Raw genomic sequence first — 24405 nt, 5'->3', positions numbered from 1 at the left:
TGCGACGAAGCAATCCAGAATCTCTCCGCGGAAAAATTCTGGATTGCTTCGCTGCGCTCGCAATGACGGAGGAGATAGCTAGGAGGCCCTCTCCCCGCTTGCGAGGAGAGGGAGAGGCAAAACCTCACTTCATCTTGCACTTGTCGTGGAAACGATCCTGGTCGTTCTCGACGATGGTGGCGACGGTCTTCAGGGCGAGCTGGCCTTCGGAATCCTTGACCACGTCTTGCAGGTAGAAGTTCTGGATCGGAATGTGGTTGTTGCCGAACTTGAACGCGCCGCGCACCGATTTGAAGTTGGCCTTCTCCATTTCGGCCTTCATGGCGTCCTTCTTGCTGGTGTCGCCCTTCACGGCGACGACGGCGCTGTTGATCAGGTTCGCGGCGTCGTAGGACTGCGCGCCGTAGAAGGTCGGCCGCAAGCCGGGATACTTCTTGCGGTAGTCGGCGACGAAGCGCTTGTTCTGCTCGTTGGGGAGGTCGTTGACCCATTGCTGCGCGCCGGGCACCCCGAGCGCGTTCTCCTTCTGGAGCGGCAGCGAGAGCTCGTCGATGGTGAAGGCGGTATAGAGCGGCATCGTGCTCTTCAGCCCGGCCTGCGCATATTGGTTCAGGAATTGCACGCCCGCAGCACCTGGATAGAACACGAAGATCGACTCGGCGCCGGAGGCACGCGCCTTGGAGAGCTCGGCGGAGAAGTCGAGCTGGCTCGGCCACACCGTGTATTCCTCACCCACGACCTGCCCCTTGAAGGTGCTCTTGACGCCGGCCAGCATGTCCTTGCCGGCGGCGTAGTTCGGGCCGATCAGGAACACCGATTTGACGCCCTTCTGGTTCATATAGGTACCGACCGCCTGCGGCGTCTGGTCGTTCTGCCAGGAGGTCGAGAACACGTAAGGCGAGCATAGCTCGCCCGCGAGCTGCGACGGACCGGCATTGGCCGAGATCAGGAAGGTTTGCGAGTCCACTACGGTCTTGAGCGAGGCCAGCAGCACGTTCGACCAGATGTAGCCGACGATGAAATCGACCTTGTCGGATTGCACCAGCTTCTCGGTCTTCTGCTTGCCGACGTCGGGCTTCTGGCCGTCGTCCTCGTAGATCACCTCGACCGGCTTGCCGTCCATCTTGCGGCCGAGATGATCGAGCGCGAGCTCGAAGGAATTGCGCATGTCGTTGCCGATCACGGCGGTCGGGCCGCTGAAGGTCGAGACGAAACCGATCTTGATGGTGTCGCCGGCGGATGCCGGGCCTGCCAGCACCAGCGCCGCTGCGCCCGCCAGCCAGAATGCCGTCCTCATAACAACTCCCCTCCTTATTATCGGTCCCGGAAGCGGGGTGATCGCCGCTCCAGGCCTGTCTCTATTGAAACGCAAAATCTGTCGCGCCGCCAATGGCTCAGCGCCTGCCTTTGCACCATATTTCGCCCCGATCGGAGATGGCAAGAAATATAATTCTACTCACTTGGACGGAGGCTGCGGCGCTTTTTCGCGCCGGATCGATACATGATGCCTATACGACGATTGATGACGGCTATTGGACCGCGGGGCCCAATCCGCACTTAAATGGAGAGGCACAGCAGCGAGATTCGAGGGTTAAATCATGGCCGCAAATCCCCATCGCGTCGTCATCGTCGGCGCCGGCTTCGGCGGGCTGGAGACGACTTACCGGCTCGCGGGCGCCCCGGTGGAGATCACGCTGATCGACCGCCGCAATCACCATCTGTTCCAGCCCCTGCTCTATCAGGTCGCGACCGCCTCGCTCGCGACCAGCGAGATCGCCTGGCCGATCCGCCATCTCATGCGCGACCGACGCGAGGTGACGACGCTGTTTGCCACGGTGAGCGGCGTCGACGCCGAGCGACGCCGCGTGCTGATCGATGACGGCAGCGAGGTGCCCTACGATACGCTGGTGCTGGCCACCGGCGCGCGGCACGCTTATTTCGGCCACGACGAATGGGAGGCATGGGCGCCGGGCCTGAAGACGCTGGAGGACGCGACCACCTTGCGCCGTCACATCCTGGTGGCGTTCGAGCGCGCCGAGCGCGAGACGGATCCCGCGCGGCGCGCGGCGCGGCTGACCTTCGTGATCGTCGGCGCCGGCCCGACCGGCGTCGAGCTCGCTGGCACCATCGCCGAGATGGCGCATCACACCCTGCCCGGCGACTTCCGCAACATCGACACGCATAAAGCACGCGTCGTGCTGATCGAGGCGGGTCCGCGCGTGCTCGCCGGCTTTCCCGACGAGCTCTCGGCCTATGCGCAGGCCTCGCTGGAAAAGATCGGCGTCGACGTCGTGCTCGGCCAAGCCGTCACCGAGATCAACCGCGAGGGCGTCGTGTTCGGTGGCAAGCTGCTCGAGGCGAAGACACGGATCTGGGCCGCCGGCGTGCGCGCCTCGCCCGCCGCCGAATGGCTCGGCGCGCCCAGCGATCGCGCCGGACGCGTGCTGGTCGAGGCGGACCTCACCATTCCAGGCCATCCCGAGATCTTCGCGATCGGCGATACCGTCAGCATCAATGCCTGGGACGGCAAGCCGGTGCCCGGCATCGCGCCGGCCGCCAAGCAGCAGGGTCGTCATGTCGCGGAGACCATCAGAGCGCGCCTGCGCGGCGCTGCGACCGGCCCGTTCCGTTACAAGCATGCCGGCAGCCTCGCCCAGATCGGCAAGCGGCTCGCCGTGATCGATTTCGGCCGCGTCAAGCTGCGCGGCGCCATCGCATGGTGGATCTGGGGCATCGCCCACATCTACTTCCTGATCGGCCTGCGCCACCGCCTCAGCGTCGCGCTGAGCTGGCTCTGGATCTACGCGCGAGACCAGCGCGCGGCGCGGTTGATCACGCAGGGGTCGAGCAAGGTGGTGTAGGGAAGCTTCTCGTGTGCCGGACGCGGCGCGGCATGAAATGACGCGACGCAGAGCCGGGACCCAGAGCCGTGGGCCCCGGCTCTGCAGCGCAGCGCTACGCGCCGCACTTGGTCCGGGGCAAGCGCCTGCCGACGCGTGACGCGCTACGGCGCCTTGCAAACGAAATTCGCGGCGTCCTCGCTGTCGCCCTGGCCGGAATACGCGGCGTAGCTCGGATACGGGCAGAGCGGCCGCGTGCGGCCCGGGCTCCAGGACGCAGGGACTTCCTTGTTGGCGGGACTGGCCGACGCGATGATGCGGTCGGGCGCCTTGCCGTTCTCCACCCAGTCGGTTAGCGCCGCCAGCGCATCGAATTTGTCCAGGGTGACGCCGCCACCGCAATGCGTTTCGCCGGGAATCGCGAACAGGCGCGCGACCGTGTTGGCGTGCCCCTGCAGGTTCTTGTTCAGCCGGTCGTACCAGCGGATGGTGTCGTTCACCGAGAACACTGGATCGGCCTGGCCGTGATAGATCAGCATCTTGCCGCCGGACCTCTGGAGCGATGCGAGCTTGGGATCATCGATGTCGAGCGGCGTCATGAAGTCCATGGCCGATTCCGTGAAGGTCGCGTCCTTGGCGAAAATCTTCGGCGCGTCCTTGTCGAAGTCATAGGCCTTCAGTGCCTCGACCAGCTTCTCATTGCTGCCTTCGACCACGACTGGCGGTGTCGAGAAGATGTAGTTCAGCGACGCTGCGCCCATGGTGGCGATGATCGGATAGTTATTCCAGGGCGCGATGGGGCTCTCGACCTTCCAGGTGCGCCAATTGCCCGTACCGATGCCACCATCGAGAGGCCAGTCGGAATAGAGCGCCTCACCTTTCGAATTCTTCGGTCCGGCGAGGCTCATCTTCAGGGCGTCGACCTTGGCTTCGGACAAACAGGCGCTGTTCTGCCCCGGCGCGCAGACCAGGCTCTTGAGATCGAACGCCTTCTGACAGGCGGCGAGATTGGCCGTCAGCCCATCCTTGACGCCGTCGAGCGCATCGCAGGCCTCCGTAATGCGCGAGGACACGAGCTGAGCGTCCTCCTTGGTGAGGGACTTGCGCAGATCGGGATCAGCTTTCAGGAAAGCCTGCACGTCCCAGGCGTGCTGGATCGCGGCGCGCGGCAGGTCGAAGCCAGGATTGCCGACGAGGAAGCCGTCGTAATTTTCCGGCATGCGCGACGCCGCCACCATGGCGTGACGCCCACCGTTCGAGCATCCCGCCATATAGGAGCGATCCGGCTTGCGCCCGTAATGCAGGGCAATGATTTGCTTTGCGACCGGCGACAGTGTCATGTCGGCGGCATAGCCATAGTCGCGCCGCGCCTGCGGATCGAGGCCGAACGCCGCGCCGGCCGTCAGGCCCAGCGACTTGTTCGCGGGGTCCGAGCCGGAATGACCGCTGTCCGACGACAGCACGGCAAAGCCGCGCGCCAGTGGCACTGTGCCACCGAAGGCCAACCCCTCGGGCAGGCTGCCAAGAGCGGGCACGATTACGCCGTCATTGCCGCCATTCACCTGATGCAGGAAGCGGCCGTTCCACTCCGCCGGCAATCGCAATTCGAACCCGATCGCATAGGATTTCCCATCGACGCCGGTGCGCTGGTTGGCAAGGCCCGTCACGATGCAATGCTTGGGGAGGCCGTTGGCCGCGTCCTGCGTTTTGGACCCGGTGATCTCGACACCGGAGATGCCGAGCGAAGCGGTGGTGACCGGCGAGCAGGCCTCGCCCTCGGCCCGAACCAGCGCGGTCGATGCCAGAAGCGCGGCCAGCGCGGCGGTTGACATCAAGCCAGTCCTCATGGCGAACCTCCCTATTTAATTATATGTTATAATTATTACCTCCATTTCATAGTTTGGCAAGTACCGCCGAACGGCGTCGGAGGTACAACACCTTTTATTTCACCAGCTCGCATCCGCCTTCCGCCAGCGGGCGGAACGCCTGATCGGCGGGAATGGTCGATACCAGCTTGTAATAGTCGTACGGATATTTCGACTCCTCCGGCTTCTTCACCTCGAACAGATACATCGGATGCACGACGCGACCGTCCTGGCGGATCGTGGTGTCACCGAACAGCTTGTCCTTGCCCTTGAACTTCTTCATCTCGGGCACGACCTGCTTGGCATTGTCGCTGCCCGTGGCGGCGACGGCGTTGAGATAAGCGAGCGTGGAAGCATAGACCCCGGCCTGATTGCCGCTGGGCATCTTGCCGTTCATGCCGGGTCGCGCGGCAAAACGTTTTGCAAATGCGCGGGTGTCGTCGTTCATGTCCCAGTAGAAGGCTTCCATGAGCTGGAGGCCCTGCGCCACCTTGATGCCCATGCCGTGGACGTCGTTGATGAAGAGCAGGAAGGCCACGAGCTTCTGCCCGCTCTGCTGGATGCCGAACTCGGCGGCCTGCTTGACCGCGTTGATGGTATCACCCCCTGCATTGGCGAGCCCGATCACCTGCGCCTTCGAGCTTTGCGCCTGCAGCAGGAAGGAGGCGAAATCGGAGGTGCCGAGCGGATGCTTGGACGAGCCCAGCACCTTGCCGCCGTGTCCCTCGATGTATTTCTGCGCCTCCGCCTCGATGCCCTTGCCGAGCGCGTAATCGACGGTGAGGAAATACCAGTCCTTGCCGCCGCGCGACATCATCGCGGCCGCCGTGGTGTTGCCAGTTGCCCAGGCGTCGTTGACCCATTGGATGGTGTTGGGCGAGCACGCCTTGCCGGTGAGATCCGAACTTGCGGTCGAGGACGCAAGGAAGGTCATGCGGCTGTCGCGCAGGAGTGCGTTGATGGAGAGGCCGACGGCCGAGTTCGGCACATCGACGATGGCATCGACGCCCTCGACATCGAGCCATTTGCGCGCGATCGCGTTGCCGACATCGGCCTTGTTCTGGTGATCGGCATAGACGATCTCGACCTTGATGCCCTTAGCCCCGCCGTTGAAATCCTCCGCCGCCATGCGCGCGGCCTCGACCGAGCCCATGCCGTTGGTGTCCTGGAAGATGCCCGAGATGTCGTTGAGCACGCCGATGCGCACGACGTTGTCCGATATTTCCGCGCTCGCCGCGCCGGTCACCAGGCTCGCGGCCAGCGCGAGCGTCCACTTCAGATGCTTCATCATTCCCTCCCCTGTGTTGGTTGCCGGCCGTTGCCGGCGAATCGAGAATCAGATCTGCCGCTTTGGCAGTCTCAGCACGAGCCCGTCGAGCTCGGACGTAATGGTGATCTGGCAGGACAAGCGGCTATTCGGCCGCCGCTCGGCGGCAGTGCCGTCGAGCAGCGCGTCCTCATCGTCAGCTATGGCCGGCAGGCGCGGAAGCCAGCTCTCATCGACATAGACGTGGCAGGTTGCACACATCGCGTTGCCGCCGCATTCGGCCAGAATGCCATCGAGGCCGTGACGGGTCGCAGCCTGCATGGCGCTCTCGCCGTCTGAAGATTCGACGCGGTCGGACCTGCCGTCCGGATGGATGAAAGTGATGTCGGGCATCAAGACTCCTCGTCAGGCGGGGGTGATGGTGACCGGCAGGCTGTCGAGCCCGCGCAGCGTGTTGTTGAAGCGGCGCTTCGGCTCGCCCGTGATCTCGATCTTCGCGATGCGGCGCGCCAGCGCCGTCAGCATCACCTCGCCTTCGAGGCGGGCGACGAGCTGGCCGACGCACATGTGAATGCCGGAGCCGAAGCCGACATGGCCGGAGGTGCGGCGGGTGATGTCGTAGCTGTCGGGATCGTCCCAGCGGCGGGGATCGCGGTTGGCGGCGGCAAGGAACATCAGCACCTTCTCGCCCTCACCGATCGTGGCACCTGAAAGCTCGACCTCGCGCGTGGTGGTGCGGAAGAAGGTCTGCACCGGGCTCTCGAAGCGCACGGCCTCCTCGAAGGCGCCGCGCGCCAGCGAAAGATCCTCGCGTAGGCGCTGCCACTGATCGGGGAAGCGCGCGAGGCAATAGACGGCAGCGCCGATGCCGTTGACGGTGGTGTCGAGTCCGGCCGACAGCAGCGAGCGCACCAGCAGCGGCGCTTCGGTGGGCGTGATAGCACCCTCGTCGACCTGCGCGTGGATGCAGGCCCCGAAGCCGCCGGGTGCCAGATTCTCGCGCTGGCACTGCTCGGCGACATAGGCCTGATGCGGCATCGAACGTTCGATCGCCTCCTGGCGCAGCTGGTTGGGCGGGCCGAAGGCATTGAACACAACGCTGGCATAGGGAATCAGATGCTCGCGCCCCTCCGGCTGCAGGCCGAGCGCATCGGGGAAAATCGATAGCGGATAGGCCTCGGCAAGGTCGGTGATCGCGTCGAAGCTGCGCTGGCCGAGCAGCGCATCGACCCGTTCCTCCGCCGCGACGGCAAAACGGTCGCGCACCTGCTTCATCACCGTCGGCGACAGCACCTTCGACAGCACGGCGCGGGTACGGGTGTGCGCGGGCGGATCGGCCTCCAGGATCAGGCTCGGCGGCCGCCACGGCGTTTCCTTCTTGAAGTCGGACAGCCCGACGCCGCGGCTGGAGCAAAACGTCGCCGGATCGTTCAGCACCGCGTGGACCTCGGCATAGCGCGCCACGCCATAGACCTTCCATTTGTCGAGATAAACCACCGGACCGGCCTCCCGCAGCAGCTCATGGGCGGGATAGGGATCGGCAAAGAACGTCATGTCGAAGGGATCGACGTCGAGATGCGGGACGCCCGATCCCGCGGAGCCGGATGCGGTCATGGAAGACCTCCCTCATTTTGATCTTGTGAAAGGGCAGTGCATGCCCTTAGGTCTTTGGGCCCGCCGCGAGTCAGAAGCCCGATATGCCGCCGTCCTCGACCAGAGCCCGCCAAAAGCCCGCGCCCAACGATGCGGGACCGACGCTCGATCTCGACCGTTACGTCCCGGCGTTCATCACCTTCATCGCCAACAAGCTCTCGAACAGCGCGACCGCATTCTATCAGCGCGAGTTCGGCGTCAACGTCACCGAATGGCGCATCATGTCGCTGCTGGCGATCGAACCCGGCATTCCCGCCTCGCGCATTTGCCACGTCATCGGCTTCGACAAGGGGCCGGTGAGCCGGACCCTGGCCGGCCTCGAAAAGCGAGGGCTGGTGTCGATCCGCACCGACCCGAATGACGGCCGCACCCATTCGATCTCGCTGACGGCAAAGGGCCGCGCTACGCATGACAAGGTGATCGTGGCCGCGTTCGAGCGCGAGCGGCGACTGTTGTCCTGCCTGAGCAAGGACGAGCGCGAGGTGCTGATCGACCTCCTCCGCCGGCTTCATGAAAATCTCGGCACTGTGACGGACAGCAGCCACAGCTGACGCGCCGCGTGGCGGACACGCCCTGTCTTCAGGCATGGGTCGGCATTTGCCGACGGCACCATCTCTGCCGCGCATTGTTTCCTCCAGAATAGAACGCAGCGGTTCGTCCGCCGTCATCTTCGTCGGGAATGGTTCGCATAAATTAGTTGCTAAGGCAACAAAAGAATCGGCAAGATAATGCGGCAGGGTTGCTGGCGTATCCCACCCGTCATTCCGGGACGCGCGTAGCGCGAACCCGGAATCCATCGTGCAACACCCCTGCGGTGAAATGGATTCCGGGCTCGCGCCAAGAGGCGCGCCCCGGAATGACAGCGGAATGTGGCATCTAACTCGGCCTTTACAACCCGATCCACTCCCCCGACGCATCATCATTCAGCCGTGCCACCGCCTCCGCACGGCGCGTCAGCACGGCGCGCTGGTTGATGTAGCCCTTGTCGGTGACCTCGCCGCCGTCGACCGACGGCGGCTCGGCGAGCAGCAGCGCGCGGGTGGCGTGACCGGAGGAGTTGGCGCTCTGCTGTTTCAGCTTCGCCAGACCCTGCGCGATGGCACTGCGGACCTTGTCCTGCGCCAGCACCTCGCTCACGTCCGCCGTCTCGGGCAGGCCGGCATGGGCGCGGCAGGCCGCAAGATTCGGGAATACCAGGAAGCGCACCTCGTCACCGCCGTGACCGGCGACGACGATGTCCTGCGCCAGCGGTGCCAGCGCGGCGATGCCGGCAACGCGCAAGCCGCCGACGCTGACCCATGTGCCTGAGTTGAGCTTGAAGTCTTCGGCAACGCGGCCGTCGAAGAACAGGCCGCGCTCGGGGCGCGCGCTGTCGGCAAGCTTCACGGCATCGCCGATCAAATAGAAGCCCTCCGCGTCGAACGCCTGCTTCGTCAGATCCGGCGCCTTCCAATAGCCGGGCGTGACGTTGGGTCCGCGCACCCGCACCTCGAGCTTGTCGCCGGAGGTGACGAGCTTCAGCTCGGTGCCGGGAATGGGCACGCCGATGTTGCCGGAGCGTTCGGCAAGGAAATGACAGTCGGTGGCGAGCGGTGAGGTTTCCGTCGAGCCCCAGGCCGAGACCATTGGCAGCGCGCGGCCGACCGTCTGATGCGAGAGCTCTTCGAGCGCATCCCACAAATTCTGCGGCAGCGCGGCACCGGCGTAGAAGGCGAATTTCACCTCGCCGAAGAAGCGGCGGCGCAACTCCTCGTCGCTGCGCAGCGCCGCGATCAGCATGTCGAAGCCGCGCGGCACGTTGAAATAGACCGTCGGCATCACGCTTTTCAGATTGGCGAGCGAGGTCGCGAACAGGCCGGGCGCGGGCTTGCCGCCGTCGATGTAGAGCGAGCCGCCATTGCGCAGCACGAGATTGAAATTGTGGTTGGCGCCGAAGGTGTGGCTCCAGGGCAGCCAATCGAGAATGACGAGATCGCGGCTCTGTTCGAGGAAGGTCCAGGTCTGCGCCTTGGCCTGCTGGCTCGACGTCAGCATGCGCTGGGTGTTGATGACGGCTTTCGGCGTGCCGGTCGAGCCCGAGGTGAACAGGAATTTTGCGATCGTGTCCGGCGTGAGTGCAGCGAAGGCTCTTGCGACGTCGGGCGTCTCGGGCGCTGCCGCAATAGCGCGGAACGCGAGCGCGCCGGCGTCATCGGCATCGCCGCTGATGATCTGCGCGTTGTGCAGCGGCTTGATGGCGGCCAGCGCTGGCGCGAACGGCTGGAGCGCAGAGACGTAGATCGCACCCGGTTCGAGCAGCGCAATCATGCTCTTGAGCTTGTCGAAATCTTTCGACATCAGCGAATAGGCCGGCGAGATCGCCGCCGAGGGCACGCCGACATGCTGGGCGGCGAGCGCGAGCAGCGCATGATCGATGCTGTTGTCGGAGAGGATCGCGAGCGGGCGGTCCACGCTGAGCCCTTGCGCCAGGATCCAGGACGCGGCGGCGCGCACCTTCCGCAGCGCCTGCGCATAGGTGACGGTGGTCCAGGGCATTTCGACGTTGCCGCGTTCGGCCAGGAAGATCGTATCCGGCCTTTGCTGCGCCCATTGCTCCAGCCAATCGCCGGTGCAGCGCGCAAATTCGCCGAGAGGCTCGGGCGAGCGCAGAACGATACTGCCGTCGGGCCGATGCTCTGCGACGGTCCTGGGCGTTGCGAACAGGCCTGCAACGTCACCATGTGAGGCGACTGTCATGTGCTTCCTCCTCCATCCCGGTTTTCAGGATCGGCCGCAGCCTCGTTCCGGGCCGCTTTGGCCCATAATGTTGGGCACGCCAATTGTTGTCGTCAACAACAATCTTTCGCTTGTGACCGAGGGGCGCTAGGGTTGCGCGCGACAGGAGACATCGACGTGCCACCCACAGCAGCCCGGTCCGACAGCCGCCACTCCCCACGCAAGCGCGCCGGCAACGGCGCAGCACCACGCGATGTCGCCGACGACGTTGGTCTCGACGCATTGATCGGCCACGCCGGCTATGCGGTGCGGCGCTTCCAGATCTGGATCTTTCAGGACTTCATCAAGACGCTCGGCGAAGTCGATATCAGGCCGACACAATATTCGGTGCTGACCGTGATCGGCGCCAATCCGGGCCTGTCGCAAATGGCGGTGGCAAAACGCCTCGGCATCGAGCGCGCCCGGCTGGTGCACCTGCTCGATGCCCTCGAACAGCGCAAGCTGGTGAAGCGGATCAAGTCGAAGGAGGACCGGCGCTCGCATGCACTGCACCTCACCGCGCAGGGCGAGACGGCGCTCGAGAAGTTCAAGCGGCTCGCGGCCGAGCACGAGCGAAACGTCGAGGCGAAGATCGGCAAGGAGAACCGGGCGCAGCTGCTCCGGATCCTCTCCGGCTTCACCTGATCTCGACTGCCCACCATTTGGGCAGATGCACGCAAGAGGTCGCCGGAGCGAGCGGCCCCACGCCGACCGAAATATCCCGCAAGCCACTGATCGCACGATAAGATCCGGCACAATCATCCTGCCCGGATTCTGTACACAATGGCACATCGCTTGCTTCACTCCGGGCGAAGACGATTTGCCGGAGTTTTGCCGCCATGGGGGCCGAGCAGCCTGAAACGATCGCCGCGATTGTGGCCGCGCACCGCGCGGGCACACAGACGCCGGCAGAGACGGTCGCGCGGACCTATCAGCGCATCCGCGATCACAACGATCCCGCCGTGTTCATCAGCCTGCGCGACGAGAAGGACGCGACCGCGGAGGCCGACAAGCTCGCGGCCCGGACGGATGCGGCCAGCCTGCCGCTTTACGGCGTGCCGGTCGCGGTGAAGGACAATATCGACGCGCTGGGCTTTCCGACCACCGCGGCCTGTCCGGCTTTCTCCACCACGCCCACACACGACTCGACTGCCGTCGAGCGCCTGCGCGCTGCCGGGGCGATCATCATCGGCAAGACCAATCTCGACCAGTTCGCGACCGGCCTCGTCGGCGTCCGTTCGCCTTACGGCATTCCCCGGAATTCGATCCGCGAGGATCTCATTCCCGGCGGCTCGAGCTCGGGCTCGGCCACCGCGGTCGGCGCCGGGCTGGTGCCGCTGTCGCTCGGCACCGACACCGCCGGCTCGGGCCGCGTGCCGGCTATGCTCAACAACATCGTCGGGCTGAAGCCGAGTCTCGGCATGATCTCGACCGCAGGCCTGGTGCCGGCCTGCCGCACGCTCGACTGCATCTCGGTGTTCGCACTCACGGTGGACGATGCCGCGCTCGCGCTGTCGGTGATGGCCGGCCCCGACCAGGCCGATCCATTCTCGCGCGACCGGCCGCTCGGCGCGATCACGCCGATGCCGGCAAAGCTGCGCCTGGGCGTGCCGCGCAACGGCCAGCTGATCTTTTTCGGCGACAAGAAAGCGGAAGCCGCCTACGGCGATGCGCTGAAGCGATGGACCGCGCTGGGGGCAACGCTGGTCGAGTTCGACCTCGAGCCATTCTACGAGACGGCGCGGCTGCTCTATGAGGGGCCCTGGGTTGCCGAGCGTTACCTCGTGATCAAGAACCTGCTGGCGTCCGCGCCAGACACGATCCACCCCGTCACGCGGGAGATCACCGCGGCCGGCGCGCGGCTCACCGCGGCGGAAACCTTCTCGGCGCTCTATCGCCTGCAGGGCCTGCGCAAGATCGCCGAGCGCACGTTCGCCAACATCGACGCGCTGGTGCTGCCGACGGCGCCGACGGCCTATACGACCGCTCAGGTGCTGGCCAATCCGATCGAGCTCAACAGCCGGCTCGGCACCTATACAAACTTCGTCAACCTGCTCGATCTCTGCGGCCTCGCCGTGCCGGCTTCGATGCGCAGCGACGGCATTCCGTTCGGCATCACGCTGCTGGCGCCCGCAGGGCGCGACGCGCTGCTCGCGAGCATCGGCCGCGTGTTCCATGCCGACACGAAGCTGACGGTCGGTGCGAAGGGGGTGGCGCAGGCCCCGCTCGCGCCACTCCCGACCAGCAGCGACGACGAGATTCCGATCGCGGTCGTCGGCGCGCATCTCTCCGGCATGGCGCTGAACGGCGAGCTGACGGCGCTGAACGCACGCTTGATCGAGGCCACCAGGACGGCCGCCGACTACAAGCTCTATGCGCTCAAGACCACGCCGCCGAAGCCGGGCATGCTGCGCGTCGAGACCGGCACAGGCGCTGCGATCGAGCTGGAGATCTGGTCGTTGTCGTCGTCCGCCTTCGGCAAGTTCGTCAACGCGATCCCCGCACCGATGGCGATCGGCACCGTGCGGCTTGCGGATGGACGGAGCGTGAAGGGATTTTTGGTCGAGCCGGAAGTGCTGGGCGAGGCGCGGGATATCACCACCTACGGCGGCTGGCGCGCGTATATGAAGGAAGCTGCGGCAAAGCAGGTCTCGTAGGGTGGGCAAAGGCGCGCGCTTCGCGCCTTTGCCCACCCTACGGCACCGAGCGTGTACCCTACACCGACACCGCGTAGATCTCGTACTCCCCGCGCACCAGCTCGATATGCGCGCGCATGGCGGCGGCAGCGCCCTGCTTGTCGCCGCGCATGATGGCGACGACGACGCGGTCGTGCTCGGCTTGCGACTTGGCGAGGCGGCCGAGGTTGCGGAACTGGGCGCGGCGGAACGGCTGCACGCGGACGCGGGTCGCCAGCGTGATCTCGGCGATGTAGCCGTTCTGCGAGCCGGCATAGATCGCATTGTGGAAGCGCTCGTTGACCTCGTGGAAGCGCTCGGGATTGCCGGCGTAGCTCAGCACCCGCAGCTCCTCGTGGATGGCCTCCAGCCCGTGACGCTCGGCCGCCGACATGCGCTCGGCGGCAAGGCCCGCGCACAAGGCCTCGAGCTCCGCCATCGCCTCGAACATGCCCTTCAGCCGCTCGATGGAAGGCTGCGCCACCACGGCGCCGCGATGCGGTCGCGCCTCGACGAGGCCGCTTGCCACCAGCTGGCGCAGCGCCTCGCGCACCGGCGTGCGCGAGACGTTGAAGCGCCGCGCGATGTCGGTCTCGTCCAGCGGCGAGCCCGGCGCCAGAGTTCCCCGCACGATCTCGTCGGCAAGCTGCAGCCGCAGCTCCTCGGCGCGCGTGACCTTCAGCAGCGACGGCGATGCACGGTCGACGCGCGGCACCACCGGCTCGGCCGGCAACGTGCCCTGCGGAAGATCATCAAGCGTCATACGGTCTCTTTCGGCTCGTCGATGATGCTGACATGAGCGGCGACGACGCGCCAGCCCTCCGGGAAACGTATCCACGTCTGCATCTGCCGGCCGACCTTGCCGGGAGCCGTATCGCGATAGAACAAGGTGGACGCCACGGCCGTGTCGCGGCCGTAGCTGGTGATTACGGTCTTGGCGGTGCGGCGGTTCAGGCCGACCGGCGAACGGCCGGCGCGGAAACCGGAGATCGCCTCGTAGCCGTAGAGATTCTCGCCAATGCCGTAGCGCAAGGTGCGCGGATCGTTGCGGAACAGTTCGCCGAGCACGGCGACGTCGTTGTTGACGAGGGCCTGCTCATAGCGCTCGAACGCGGCTTTGACTTCCGCGATCACCTCGGGGAGATCGATCTGCATCTTAAAACCCTCTCGGCGCGGGCGCGGCGACGACGCCCATCTTTTCCAGTGCGTGCGCGACGCGCAGCGCGATGTCCTCGCGCCAGGGCGCGCAGATGATCTGCACGCCGATCGGCAGCGGCTCGAGCGGCACGGGAACCGCGACCACCGGCAGGCCGATGAAGGAGATCGGCTGGGTGTGGATGCCGATATTGGCGCGGACCGGCAGCTCGACACCGTCCAGATTGAAGTTCACCTGACCGAGCTTTGGCGCGGTGCAGGGCGTCGCCGGCGCCAGCAGAACGTCGACCGATCCAAAGATCCCGGCAAGCTGCGCGCGATACCAGCGGCGGAATTTTTGCGCGCGATCGACCAGCGCGGCCGGGACCATGGCGCCCGCGATCAGCCGGTCGCGCACCGCCGGGTCAAAGTCGTTCGGGCGCTTGCGCAGGCGATCGAGATGCAGCGCAGCGCCCTCAGTCGTGGTGATGACATAGGCGGCGGCGCGGGCGCGCGATGCTTCGGGAACATCCACCACCTGCGTTGCGCCCAGCGCCTTGGCGACGCGGCTAACGGCTTCAACGGCTTCCGGAAACACGTTCTTCTGGAAGTGCCCGCCGGCGATTGCAACGCGCAGACCGGAAATGGACTCATCGAGCAGCGGCGTGACGGGCTCCAACCCACGTGTGGTGCAGGCGCCGTCGTCTGGGTCCGGCCCCTGCATCGCGTCATAGGCGAGCGTGAGATCGGCGACGGAGCGCGCGAACGGGCCGAGATGGTCGAGGCTCGCCACGAACGGGAACGAGCGCGCGCGTGACAGCCGGCCATAGGTCGGCTTCAGGCCGAAGATGCCGCAGAAGGACGACGGCACGCGGATCGAGCCGTTGGTGTCGGAGCCGAGCGCGATCGGCACCAGCGCGCCGCCGACGGCGCTGCCCGAGCCGCCCGAGGAGCCGCCGCTCATCCGCGTGGTGTCGTGCGGATTGCGCGAGGGGCCATCATGGATGTTCTCGCCCGTAAAATCGTAGGCGTATTCGCCCATGTTGAGCGCGCCGACGAGAACGGCGCCGGCCGCTTCCATCCGCTCGATCAGCGTCGCGTCGCGCCTGGCCGGCGCGAGGTCCCGGTTGATCTTCGAGCCGGCACGCGTTGGCAGGCCCGCGACATCGAACAGGTTCTTGACGGCGAAGGGTACGCCGGCGAGCGGGCCGACTTTCTTGCCCGCAGCGATGTCGGCATCGATCGCGCGCGCTTTCGCGCGGGCGCGTTCGGCGGTGACGTCGGTGAAGGAATTGAGGATGCCATCATGCTGCTCGATGCGCGCGAGCGCAGCTTCGGTGGCGGCGAGTGCGGACATCTTGCCGCCCGCGACCGCACTTGCGATGTCGGAGGCCGTCATCTCTGGCTTGGCGGACATGGTGTCAGGCCGTGAAGATCGGTGCCGGCTCGGTCTCGTCCGGCAGCGCGAAGTCGTCGACCAGACGGCCAAGCCGCAGCGAGACCTCGAGGTTGGCGCGCACGGCGGGCCGCCAGCCCTCCTCGATCGGCAGCGCCAGCGCCTTCGATACGGCGTCGATATAGTCGTCCAGGGGTTCGGCCATCACGCTCTCAAGCAATCAGTGCAGTCTTAGTGTATCGGCAACGGCGGATGCGGGATCGCCGTCAGCAGCTCCTTGGTGTAGTCGTCCTTGGGATCGCCGAGCACCTGCTCGGAAGAGCCCTCCTCGACGATCCGTCCCGTCCGCATCACAATGACACGATCGCACAACAAGCGCACCACATTCAAATCATGCGAGACGAACAGATAGCTCATACCTAGCCGCGCCTTGAGGTCCTGCAGCAGGTTGAGGACGACGGCCTGCACGGAGACGTCCAGCGCGGCGGTCGGCTCGTCCAGGATGACGAGCTTGGGATGCAGGGCGATCGCCCGGGCGATGCCGACGCGGGCCTTCTGGCCGCCGGACAATTGGTGCGGGAAGCGGTCGAGCAGATTGTGCGGCAGGCCGACCATGGTGGCGAGCTCCTCGCAGCGGGCGCGAAGCGCGTCGGGTCCCCGGATGTCGCCGAGTTGCATGATCGGGTCGGCGATGGCGCGCGCGGCGGTGAAGCGCGGATTGAGGCTGTCGGTGGGGTCCTGGAACACCATCTGGATGCGGCTGCGCTGCGGCAGCCGGGCGAAGGCGGCAGGCTGGATGCCGCCAATGTCCTCGCCGTCGAACTGGATCAGGCCGGAGGTCTGGTCCAAGAGGCGCATCACCATCATCGACGTGGTCGATTTGCCGCAGCCGGACTCGCCGACGAGACCGACACTCTCGCCATGGCCGATCGCGAAGCTGATGCCGTCGACGGCGCGGAACACGTCCGGCTCCACCGGCGGCTTGCGGCCGAACAGTTTGCCGAGCGTGGCGGTCGCGCCCTGGCGGGGATATTCCTTGACGAGTTTTTCGATGCGGAGGAGGGGCTGGTCGCTCTTCCCCTCCCTTTGAGAAACGTGCTGGTCAGGCGCGGCGACAACGGATGCAGATGAGGTTGCGCCCTCCTCTTCCGGCAACAGATCCCGCAAGCTCACTCCGAGCCGCGGCGTCGCGCGCATCAGCTTCTTCGTATACGGGTGCTGCGGGTTCGCAAAAATATCGGCGGCCGTAGCGGTCTCGACGACGCGGCCCTTCTCCATCACGACGACGCGGTCGCAATAGGCGGCGGCCAAGCCGAGATCGTGCGTGATCAGGATGGTCGACATCGCGCGGCGTTTCGTCAACTCGACGATCAGGTCCATCACCACCTTCTGCGTGGTGACATCCAATCCCGTCGTCGGCTCGTCTGCGATGAGAAGCTGCGGATTGCAGGCCAGCGCGAGCGCGATGACGACGCGCTGGCACATGCCGCCCGAGAGCTCGAACGGATAGGCGTGATAGCGCTCGCGCGGGCGGGCGATCTTGACCTGCTCCAGCGCCTCGATCGCCTTCTCGCCATGATCGGCGACCTGGGCCTGCTGCACATGGGTGCGCAGCACATCCTCGATCTGATCGCCGACTTTGCGGATCGGATTGAGGGCGGCACGCGGGTTCTGGAAGATCATCGAGACTTCGCGGCCGCGCAAATCGCGCATCTGGTCTTCGGTCGCCGCCTTGACGTCGATGCCGGAGAACATCACCGAGCCCTCGGCGATCTTGCCGGCGCGATCGAGGATGCGCAGCACCGCGTAGGAGGTCACCGACTTGCCGGAGCCGGACTCGCCGACGATGGCCAGCGTCTCGCCCTTGGCGACGGAGATGTTGACGTGCTGCACCGCCTTGACGATGCCGCGGCGGGTGGTGAATTCGACCGTGAGGTCCTGGACGTCGAGCAGGGGCTGGGAGGTCATGGACGGCTCCCGTCACTCAAACAATCGAAAACAACCCCATGCACAGTAGAAGCGCCATTGGAATCATTGGAGAATTTTTCTCGGAGGTTTGGCATCACGTCCTCCGTTGGGGATCGACGATGTCGCGCAGGCCGTCGCCGAGGAGGTTGAAGCAGAACACGGCAATCATCAGGGCAAGTCCGGGGAAGAGTGCGATCCACCATTCGCCTGACACCATGAAGCCCGCGCCTTCGGCGACCATGATGCCCCATTCGGCGGTCGGCGGGCGGACGCCGAGGCCGATGAAGGAGAGGCCGGCAGCGTTGAGGATGGCGTAGCCCATGGTCAGCGACATCTGCACGATCATGATCGGCATGATGTTCGGCAGGATGTGCACCAGCAGGATGCGGAACTCGCCGTTGCCGGACAAGCGCGCGGCCTGGACGAAGCCGGCGTTGCGGCGGACATTGGCTTCGGCACGCGCGACGCGGGCATAGAGCGGGAAGTTCACGATGGCGGTGGCCAGGATGATGTTCTGCACGGTGTTGCCGAGCGCGGCGACGATGCCCATCGCGAGCACGAACAGCGGGAAGGCCATGATGGTGTCGGCGATGCGGCCGACGATGCGGTCGGTCCAGCCGCCGAAATAGCCGGCCGCGATGCCGGCAAGGCCGCCCATCAGGAACACCAGCGCGACCGAGGCGATCGCGATGAAGAAGTCGAGGCGCGTGGCGACGATGACGCGGCTGAAGATGTCGCGGCCGAGCTGGTCGGTGCCGAACCAGTGCGCCACCGACGGCGCCTTCAGTGCAGCGGCGGTGTCGGAGGCGAGCGGGTCGTAGGGCACGACATAGGGGCCGAACAGCGCGGCGAACACGATGATCAGGAGCAGCGCAAAGGCGAAGCCCGTGACCTTGTTCTCGCCGAGGACGTAACGGGTCTGCTCGAGGATGGCGACGAGGCCTGACGTACGGGCGGGACCGACAGGTTCAACAGCAGGCGCAACGGAGCTCATTGTTCGACGCCCTCTTTTCGCGTGATCGTGTTCGGAAGCCGTCTCTCCGTCGTCATTGCGAGCGAAGCGAAGCAATCCAGGCTGCGCATCGCGGCGATAGCCTGGATTGCTTCGTCGCTTCGCTCCTCGCAATGACGAGCTGGGGCACCGATATTCCGGATCATGCGCTAGCCCTCCAACCTGACGCGCGGATCGATCACGCCGTAGAGAATGTCGATGATCAGATTGAGCAGCACGTACATGACCGCCATGGTCAGCACGAAACCCTGCACCGGCGCGAAGTCCGAGGAGATCAGCGCTTCCACCGCGTAGGAGCCGATGCCGGGCCAGGCGAACACCTTCTCCACCAGCACGTTGGCCCCCAGCAGGAACGAGAACACCATGCTGAGCGTGGTGATGACCGGCAGCATCGCGTTGCGGAACGCGTAGGTGACGATCACGGTCGCCGGCGACAGGCCGCTGGCGCGCGCGGTGCGGACGAATTCACTCGCGAGCACCGCCAGCATGGAGGCGCGCGTCATGCGCGCGATCGGCGCCAGCGAGAAGATCGCGAGCGTCGTTGCGGGCAGGATGAGCTGGCTCAGCGCCGAGCGGAACGCCTCGACATCGCGCGCGATCAGCGTGTCGATCAGATAGAAGCCGGTGACCGTCGGCGGCGCGCTGTAGAACACGTCGAGACGGCCGAGGGGCGCCGGCGACCAGCCGAGCCGGAAGTAGAAGACATAGACCAGCACGAGGCCGGTGAAGAACACCGGCAGCGACACGCCGGCGGTGGTCGTGACACGGCAGAGATGGTCGATCCATGATCCCGGCCGCGTCGCCGCCAGCACGCCGAGCGGAATGGCGATTGCAATGGACACGAAGAGTCCGAGCAGCGTCAGCTCGGCCGAGGCCGGCAGGCGGTTGCGGATCTCGGTCGCGACCGGCTGTCCCGTGGTGAGCGAGTTGCCGAAATCGCCGTGGGCGAGATCGTTGGCGTAGCGGAAGAACTGTTCGACCAGCGGCTTGTCGAAGCCGAGCTTTTTCCGGATCTGCTCGACGGCTTCCTTGGTCGCGGCGGGGCCGGCGAAGTAGGCGGCGGGATCGCCCGGCAGCGCGCGCGTCAGCAGGAAGGTGACGATGACGACGCCGATCAGCGAGGGGATCGCGAACATCAGGCGCTTGCCGATCATGGTGAGCATGACGACTCACCCCTTCGCCATCGCGCGATAGTCTAGCCGCCGGTGGAACCAGTATTGGTAGCCCGAGATGTTCTTCTGCATCGCGACGTTGACGAAGGGCTGGTAGAGCGGGATGCGCGGGACGTCGGCGAAGGCGAGATCGACGAAGCCTTTCACGTCCTTGTCGTAGGCCGCAGTGTCGCCGGTCGCAGCCGCCGTGCGCGCGCCGTCGATGAACTTGTCCATCTCCGCCGACTTGTAGCTCATGGTGTTGAAGACGGAATTGTTGCCGTGATAGCACCAGTAGAAGAAATACTCGGGGTAATCGAGCCAACCCGAGAACACGTTGGTGAACAGCGGCATCTCCTTCTTGTTGAGCTCGGTGCGCCAGTTGGCGCCGGGCACCTTGTTGATGGTGGTCTTGATGCCGAGCTGGGCGAGACTCTCCTGCACCAGCACGCAGAGCGGCTCGTTGACACCGGCGAAGTTGAGATCGAACGAGATCGTGGTCTCGAAGCCGTTGGCGTAACCGGCTTCGGCCAGCAGCGCCTTCGCCTTTTCCATGTCGGTGTTGTATTTGTGCGGCTGCGGCCAGGCGACTTCGGTCGCCTTGTCCTTTGCGCCGAACATGGGATTGCCGAGGCCGAACAGCACCGCGTCCATGATCTTCTGATACGGCAGCGCATAGGCGATGGCCTGCCGCACCTTCACATTGTCGAACGGCGGCTTGGTGACGTTCATGCCGATATATTGGATGCCGTTGGAGAACGGCAGCGACACCACGTTGAGCTTGCCGTTCGCCTTCATCTCCTGGAAATCCTTGAACGGCAGCTCATAGGAGATGTCGGCGTCGCCGCGCTCGAGCAGCGCGCGGCGGTTGCCCGCCTGCGGCACCATGCGCCAGATCACGCGCTTGATCTTGGGGAGCGGACCGCCGACCCAGTCCTCGTTGCGCTCCATGATGACCTCGGTGCCGGCGGTCCACTTCGTCACCTTGTAGGCGCCCGAGCCCGCGGTCTGCTGTTTTGTAAACTCGAGACCCCACGGATCCTTCTCGCTCGCGTTCTTCTTCACCAGCTCGGAATTGACGATGCAGGGCACGATCACGGCGAGATCCGGGATCGTCAGCCGATCCTTCTTGGCGAAATCGACGCGCACGGTGGCATCGTCGACCACGACGAACTGCTCGGCCTTGGTCAGCGAGCCCGCGCTCATCTGGAAGGTCGGGAAGCCGCCGACGCTGACGGCGCGGTCGAGCGACCATTTCACGTCTTTCGCCGTGACCGGCGCACCGTCGTGGAATTTGGCGTTCTTCTTCAGCTTGAAGGTGACCGACATGTCGTCGATCTTGAAGTCGTCGGCGAGCTCGCCCTTGAACTTGTCGCGGTCGTAATAGGGCACCCCGCCGGGGCCGCTCTTCATCTCATGGCTGATCAGGCGGTCGTAGCAATTCCAGGAGACTTCATAGCCGGGCACGTTGGTGCCGACGCCGTGGATATCGAGATTATTGGGGCCGCCTTCCGAGACGATCAGCAGCGTCTCCGACCGGGCATCGGCCTTGGCCGAGGAGATCACGGACGGCATGGCCGGAAGCGCCGCACCCGCGGCCAACCCGGAAACGGATTTGAGGAAATCGCGGCGCTTCATGAAATCGCTCCAACATGAAAGTTTTTGGTTGGAACTGGATTCGCAAGGTTCGTGCCAAGGCTTAACGGAAGACTAAGGTTGCATAACCCTCTGATATCGCAGAGTTTATCCTGTTTTCAACAATCTGCGCTGTACGCGCGATTGCATACAAAGACGAACAATTGCGTAAGAATTAGGCTATTCGCCTTGAGAGCTCATTGTGGAGGCGACCGCCGAGCCCTGCCACCGCGCCCCTCGTCATTCCGTGGCGATGCGCAGCATCGAGCCCGGAATCCATCGGGCCGCAGCACGTGTAGAGAAATGGATTCCGGGTTCGCGCTGCGCGCGCCCCGGAATGACGAGCAGCGCTCAGCCCGGCCAGATCAGGTCCTGGAGATCGACGAGATCGGCGGCCCTCTCCTGCCAGCCCTCGATGCAGATGTGGCTGTTGAGGTCGCTGGCGCGGTGCAGCAGCATCAGGGCCATCAGGCGGCGCTTGAAGGTGAAATCCAGCGTCGTATAGCCAAAGCCTTCGAGCAGGCTCTTCACCCGTCCCGGCCGGCCCGCCGCCATGAAGGCGCTGGGGCCGAGCAGATCGTAGTCGCGCCATCCCGCCAGCACGTCGCCGAAATCGAACAGACCTGCGAGCGACCATTGGCCGTCATCGCAAGCGAGCAGGAAGTTCTCCGGGATGTATTCGCCGATCAGGATCACCGGCGGCGTGTCCATCGGGATCAGCTTCGCGGCATCGCGGAGGAGGTCGTCGAGACCGGCGAGGAATTTTGGTGCGAGGCCGAGACGCGTGTGCCGCGCGCGGCAACCCTGCATCTGGGCGCGCATGAACGCGTCCCAGCGCGGCCCGATGGACGCGAGCTCTCCGAGCGGAACGCGCTGCACGGACGCGATGGTCTCGCCGATCTGGCGCAGCAGGCGCTCCTTCTGCGGCTCCGGCAGTGAAGGCCAAACCTCCGAGCCGAGCGTGCCGGCAAGACGCGTCATGACCAGATAGGGCCAGCCGTCGCGCATCCCCTCCGCGACAATCTCGGGAATCGGCAGACCGAGACGGCCGGCGAGCTGCGTCAGCGAGGCGCGCTCCGAGACGAATTGGGCTGCGAGCAGCGGCGGGAAGATCTTCAGGATCAGCTTGTCGCCGAGGCCGACCACGAGATTGGTGCCGGTCGCAAACACCTGCGGCGAGCCGGTGTCGAGGCCATGGCCGCGCGCGATGTCGCGTGCGATGGGCAGCCAATGCGGGAACGCGGAGCGGAAGGCGCGAAAGCTTGCGGTGTCGGTGAGGCGAGGCAGTTGTTGCAATGAGGCGGTGGTCATCTGCACTCGGTCATCGATACAAGTTTGATGGATTCAGTGCGAACCAGGCAGGCGGTGCAACCTCTCCCGCTTGCGGGGGAGGTCGACGCGAAGCGTCGGGTGGGGGCTCTCTCCGCTAGGGGATTGTCCCGTTGTGGAGACAGCCCTCTCCCCAGCCCTCCCCCGCAAGCGGGGGAGGGAGCGCACCTCGCTTGCGGCTACAGCGATATCCAATCGCGACACGTCGCTACCGCTCCGGACTCGCGCGCTCGAACTGGCGGAGCAGCTTGTTGCCGCGCTCGACGGCGGAATCGAGCGCTGATTGCGCGCTCCTGTGGCCGGCAAAGGCCTGCTCGAGCTCGTCCTCGATCACGCCGCGGATCAGGACGAAGGAGCCGAGCCGGATGCCCTTGGAGTTCTCGGTCGGCGGATTGAGCGTGATCTGCTCGAACGAGATCGACGAGCCCGGATTGCGCTCGTAGAAGCCTTGCGCGCGCGTCAGCTCGAAGGCGGCGCGGGTGACGGGTAGATAGCCGGTGTTCTGGTGCCAGGCGGCCTGCACGCCGGGCTGGGACAGATAGGCGAAGAACCGCGCCACGCCCTTGTATTCCTCGCGCGGACGGTCGCGCAGCACCCACAGCGTGGCGCCGCCGATGATCGAGTTTTGCGGGGCACCCTTCACGTCGGGCCAATAGGGCATCATGCCATAGCCGATCTCGAACTTCGAATTGGCCCTGATGTCGGCGCGCGTCGCCGAGGAGCCGATGAAGATGCCGCACTCGCCCTTTTGGAAGCGCGGCTCGGCCGACTGGCCGCGGCCGCTATAGTCGAACAGCTTGGTCTTCTGCCACTCGCTGAGCGCCGCGACGTGATGCACCAGCGTCGGATTGTTGATGGTCAATTCCGCATCCAGCCCGGCGAAGCCGTTCGCCCGGCTCGCGACCGCGAGGTTATGGAAGGCGGAGAAATTCTCGACATGGATCCAGGACGGCCAGGACGTGGTGAAGCCGCAGGGAGCGCCGCGGTCGCGAAGGCGCTTCGCCGCCGCTCCCAATTCCGGCCAGGTCTTCGGTGGCGCCTCCGGATCGAGGCCCGCGTCGCGGAACATGGTCTTGTTGTAATAGAGGATCGGCGTCGAGGAATTGAACGGGAAGGACAATAGATTGCCGGCCGCATCGGTGTAGTAGCCGGAGACCGCGGGCAGGTAATCGCCCAGCGAGAACGGCTCGCCCTGGTCCCGCATCAGGCTGAACACAGGATAGATCGCGCCCTTGGCCGCGGTCATGGTGGCGGTGGCGACCTCGTTGACCTGGACGATGGCGGGCTGGCTGCGCGAGCGGAAGGCGAAGATCGCGGCCGTCACCGTCTCGGTGTAATTGCCCTTGTAGACGGGCACGATGCGGTGGCCGGACTGCGAGGCGTTGAAGTCGGCGGCGAGCTTTTCCAACTGTCGGCCGAGCTCGCCGGACATGGCGTGCCACCACGCGATCTCGGTGGCGGCCCGCGCAGGGGAGGCCAATGAGAGGGCCGCAAAGGCGGCGACGAGCTGCAAAAGGCGCAAGGCTGACCTCACGATGGCTCTTCCCAGAACGCACGGCGAAGGCCGGCTGCCCTGCTTAAGGCGCGACATACCCGGTTTCAACCGGGAATGAACGCCGGCCGCGCCGCACAATCGGTCTTGTGGAACCAGGCGGGATGGCCTTCCCTTAACCATCTGCTAGATTGCATTGAACCTTTTCCTTCCGCCATAGACTCCACCACTGAG

General features: G+C 65.3%; 20 protein-coding genes. 4 read left to right on the top strand and 16 right to left on the bottom strand.

The genetic code is table 11. From position 1 onward, the window contains the following. Nucleotides 1-124 precede the first annotated feature (124 nt). Nucleotides 125-1297 (bottom strand): ABC transporter substrate-binding protein, encoded by a 1173-nt coding sequence (locus tag XI05_RS14330; RefSeq protein WP_172786161.1) that lies wholly within the window; start codon nt 1295-1297, stop codon nt 125-127. 301 nt (nt 1298-1598) lie between these two features. On the opposite strand from XI05_RS14330, the gene XI05_RS14325 reads away from it, so the two are divergent. Then, entirely contained in the window at nt 1599-2861 is a 1263-nt protein-coding gene (locus XI05_RS14325) for an NAD(P)/FAD-dependent oxidoreductase (RefSeq protein WP_271502538.1), read from the top strand. A gap of 143 nt (nt 2862-3004) precedes the next feature. Here the strand turns inward: XI05_RS14325 and XI05_RS14320 are convergent, their stop codons facing one another. From XI05_RS14320 to XI05_RS14305, 4 genes are all read right to left on the bottom strand, one after another. Then, complete coding sequence (locus tag XI05_RS14320; RefSeq protein ID WP_271502536.1) at nt 3005-4687, bottom strand: tannase/feruloyl esterase family alpha/beta hydrolase; 1683 nt, start codon at nt 4685-4687, stop codon at nt 3005-3007. Nucleotides 4688-4781: 94 nt separating this feature from the next. Continuing rightward, entirely contained in the window at nt 4782-5993 is a 1212-nt protein-coding gene (locus XI05_RS14315; RefSeq protein ID WP_260381243.1) for an ABC transporter substrate-binding protein, read from the bottom strand. 48 nt (nt 5994-6041) lie between these two features. Then, on the bottom strand, nt 6042-6365 hold the full coding sequence (locus XI05_RS14310; RefSeq protein WP_271502533.1) for a 2Fe-2S iron-sulfur cluster-binding protein: 324 nt from the start codon (nt 6363-6365) through the stop codon (nt 6042-6044). 12 nt (nt 6366-6377) lie between these two features. Further along, nucleotides 6378-7586, bottom strand: coding sequence for a cytochrome P450 (locus XI05_RS14305; protein WP_271502530.1), 1209 nt, complete (start codon nt 7584-7586; stop codon nt 6378-6380). 83 nt (nt 7587-7669) lie between these two features. On the opposite strand from XI05_RS14305, the gene XI05_RS14300 reads away from it, so the two are divergent. Beyond that, nucleotides 7670-8176 carry a MarR family winged helix-turn-helix transcriptional regulator gene (locus XI05_RS14300; protein ID WP_271502527.1) on the top strand — a complete coding sequence of 169 codons (507 nt, stop codon included), beginning with the start codon at nt 7670-7672 and terminating at the stop codon, nt 8174-8176. Nucleotides 8177-8513: 337 nt separating this feature from the next. Here XI05_RS14300 and XI05_RS14295 read toward each other — a convergent pair whose 3' ends face one another. Beyond that, a complete protein-coding gene (locus XI05_RS14295) occupies nt 8514-10361 on the bottom strand; it encodes a feruloyl-CoA synthase (RefSeq protein ID WP_271502525.1) in 1848 nt (615 codons plus the stop codon). 156 nt (nt 10362-10517) lie between these two features. Between XI05_RS14295 and XI05_RS14290 the strand changes: the two genes are divergently transcribed. Further along, entirely contained in the window at nt 10518-11024 is a 507-nt protein-coding gene (locus tag XI05_RS14290; protein ID WP_271502523.1) for a MarR family winged helix-turn-helix transcriptional regulator, read from the top strand. A 194-nt stretch (nt 11025-11218) separates the two neighbouring features. Continuing rightward, nucleotides 11219-13036 (top strand): allophanate hydrolase, encoded by a 1818-nt coding sequence (atzF, locus tag XI05_RS14285; protein WP_271502521.1) that lies wholly within the window; start codon nt 11219-11221, stop codon nt 13034-13036. Nucleotides 13037-13094: 58 nt separating this feature from the next. Here the strand turns inward: atzF and XI05_RS14280 are convergent, their stop codons facing one another. The 10 genes from XI05_RS14280 to ugpB form a co-directional block, all read right to left on the bottom strand. After that, complete coding sequence (locus XI05_RS14280; RefSeq protein ID WP_172786170.1) at nt 13095-13817, bottom strand: GntR family transcriptional regulator; 723 nt, start codon at nt 13815-13817, stop codon at nt 13095-13097. After that, complete coding sequence (gene hpxZ, locus XI05_RS14275) at nt 13814-14209, bottom strand: oxalurate catabolism protein HpxZ (RefSeq protein ID WP_260381251.1); 396 nt, start codon at nt 14207-14209, stop codon at nt 13814-13816. The genes XI05_RS14280 and hpxZ overlap by 4 nt, the downstream gene beginning before the upstream one ends. Before the next feature lies 1 nt (nt 14210). Beyond that, nucleotides 14211-15605, bottom strand: a complete 1395-nt coding sequence (locus tag XI05_RS14270) for an AtzE family amidohydrolase (RefSeq protein ID WP_271502519.1) — start codon at nt 15603-15605, stop codon at nt 14211-14213. A 4-nt stretch (nt 15606-15609) separates the two neighbouring features. Next, nucleotides 15610-15789 carry a DUF4089 domain-containing protein gene (locus XI05_RS14265; RefSeq protein ID WP_172786172.1) on the bottom strand — a complete coding sequence of 60 codons (180 nt, stop codon included), beginning with the start codon at nt 15787-15789 and terminating at the stop codon, nt 15610-15612. A gap of 26 nt (nt 15790-15815) precedes the next feature. Beyond that, nucleotides 15816-17552, bottom strand: coding sequence for a dipeptide ABC transporter ATP-binding protein (locus XI05_RS14260; RefSeq protein ID WP_271502517.1), 1737 nt, complete (start codon nt 17550-17552; stop codon nt 15816-15818). A 94-nt stretch (nt 17553-17646) separates the two neighbouring features. Beyond that, complete coding sequence (locus XI05_RS14255) at nt 17647-18546, bottom strand: ABC transporter permease (RefSeq protein WP_271502515.1); 900 nt, start codon at nt 18544-18546, stop codon at nt 17647-17649. A 167-nt stretch (nt 18547-18713) separates the two neighbouring features. Next, nucleotides 18714-19727, bottom strand: coding sequence for an ABC transporter permease (locus XI05_RS14250; RefSeq protein ID WP_271502513.1), 1014 nt, complete (start codon nt 19725-19727; stop codon nt 18714-18716). 6 nt (nt 19728-19733) lie between these two features. After that, complete coding sequence (locus XI05_RS14245; protein WP_172786177.1) at nt 19734-21353, bottom strand: ABC transporter substrate-binding protein; 1620 nt, start codon at nt 21351-21353, stop codon at nt 19734-19736. Nucleotides 21354-21701: 348 nt separating this feature from the next. Next, on the bottom strand, nt 21702-22661 hold the full coding sequence (locus tag XI05_RS14240; RefSeq protein ID WP_271502511.1) for an aminoglycoside phosphotransferase family protein: 960 nt from the start codon (nt 22659-22661) through the stop codon (nt 21702-21704). 226 nt (nt 22662-22887) lie between these two features. After that, nucleotides 22888-24228 (bottom strand): sn-glycerol-3-phosphate ABC transporter substrate-binding protein UgpB, encoded by a 1341-nt coding sequence (gene ugpB / locus XI05_RS14235; protein WP_271502670.1) that lies wholly within the window; start codon nt 24226-24228, stop codon nt 22888-22890. Between the last annotated feature and the right edge of the window lie 177 nt (nt 24229-24405).

This window comes from Bradyrhizobium sp. CCBAU 11357, from assembly GCF_028128865.1.
Lineage (GTDB): Bacteria > Pseudomonadota > Alphaproteobacteria > Rhizobiales > Xanthobacteraceae > Bradyrhizobium.
This window is presented reverse-complemented; position numbering and strand designations above follow the sequence as displayed.

Coding starts and splice junctions, on each gene's coding strand:
- XI05_RS14330 (WP_172786161.1), bottom strand. CDS start 1,297: ATGAGGACGGCATTCTGGCTGGCGGGCGCAGCGGCGCTGGTGCTGGCA.
- XI05_RS14325 (WP_271502538.1), top strand. CDS start 1,599: ATGGCCGCAAATCCCCATCGCGTCGTCATCGTCGGCGCCGGCTTCGGC.
- XI05_RS14320 (WP_271502536.1), bottom strand. CDS start 4,687: ATGAGGACTGGCTTGATGTCAACCGCCGCGCTGGCCGCGCTTCTGGCA.
- XI05_RS14315 (WP_260381243.1), bottom strand. CDS start 5,993: ATGAAGCATCTGAAGTGGACGCTCGCGCTGGCCGCGAGCCTGGTGACC.
- XI05_RS14310 (WP_271502533.1), bottom strand. CDS start 6,365: ATGCCCGACATCACTTTCATCCATCCGGACGGCAGGTCCGACCGCGTC.
- XI05_RS14305 (WP_271502530.1), bottom strand. CDS start 7,586: ATGACCGCATCCGGCTCCGCGGGATCGGGCGTCCCGCATCTCGACGTC.
- XI05_RS14300 (WP_271502527.1), top strand. CDS start 7,670: ATGCCGCCGTCCTCGACCAGAGCCCGCCAAAAGCCCGCGCCCAACGAT.
- XI05_RS14295 (WP_271502525.1), bottom strand. CDS start 10,361: ATGACAGTCGCCTCACATGGTGACGTTGCAGGCCTGTTCGCAACGCCC.
- atzF (WP_271502521.1), top strand. CDS start 11,219: ATGGGGGCCGAGCAGCCTGAAACGATCGCCGCGATTGTGGCCGCGCAC.
- XI05_RS14280 (WP_172786170.1), bottom strand. CDS start 13,817: ATGACGCTTGATGATCTTCCGCAGGGCACGTTGCCGGCCGAGCCGGTG.
- hpxZ (WP_260381251.1), bottom strand. CDS start 14,209: ATGCAGATCGATCTCCCCGAGGTGATCGCGGAAGTCAAAGCCGCGTTC.
- XI05_RS14270 (WP_271502519.1), bottom strand. CDS start 15,605: ATGTCCGCCAAGCCAGAGATGACGGCCTCCGACATCGCAAGTGCGGTC.
- XI05_RS14265 (WP_172786172.1), bottom strand. CDS start 15,789: ATGGCCGAACCCCTGGACGACTATATCGACGCCGTATCGAAGGCGCTG.
- XI05_RS14260 (WP_271502517.1), bottom strand. CDS start 17,552: ATGACCTCCCAGCCCCTGCTCGACGTCCAGGACCTCACGGTCGAATTC.
- XI05_RS14255 (WP_271502515.1), bottom strand. CDS start 18,546: ATGAGCTCCGTTGCGCCTGCTGTTGAACCTGTCGGTCCCGCCCGTACG.
- XI05_RS14250 (WP_271502513.1), bottom strand. CDS start 19,727: ATGCTCACCATGATCGGCAAGCGCCTGATGTTCGCGATCCCCTCGCTG.
- XI05_RS14245 (WP_172786177.1), bottom strand. CDS start 21,353: ATGAAGCGCCGCGATTTCCTCAAATCCGTTTCCGGGTTGGCCGCGGGT.
- XI05_RS14240 (WP_271502511.1), bottom strand. CDS start 22,661: ATGACCACCGCCTCATTGCAACAACTGCCTCGCCTCACCGACACCGCA.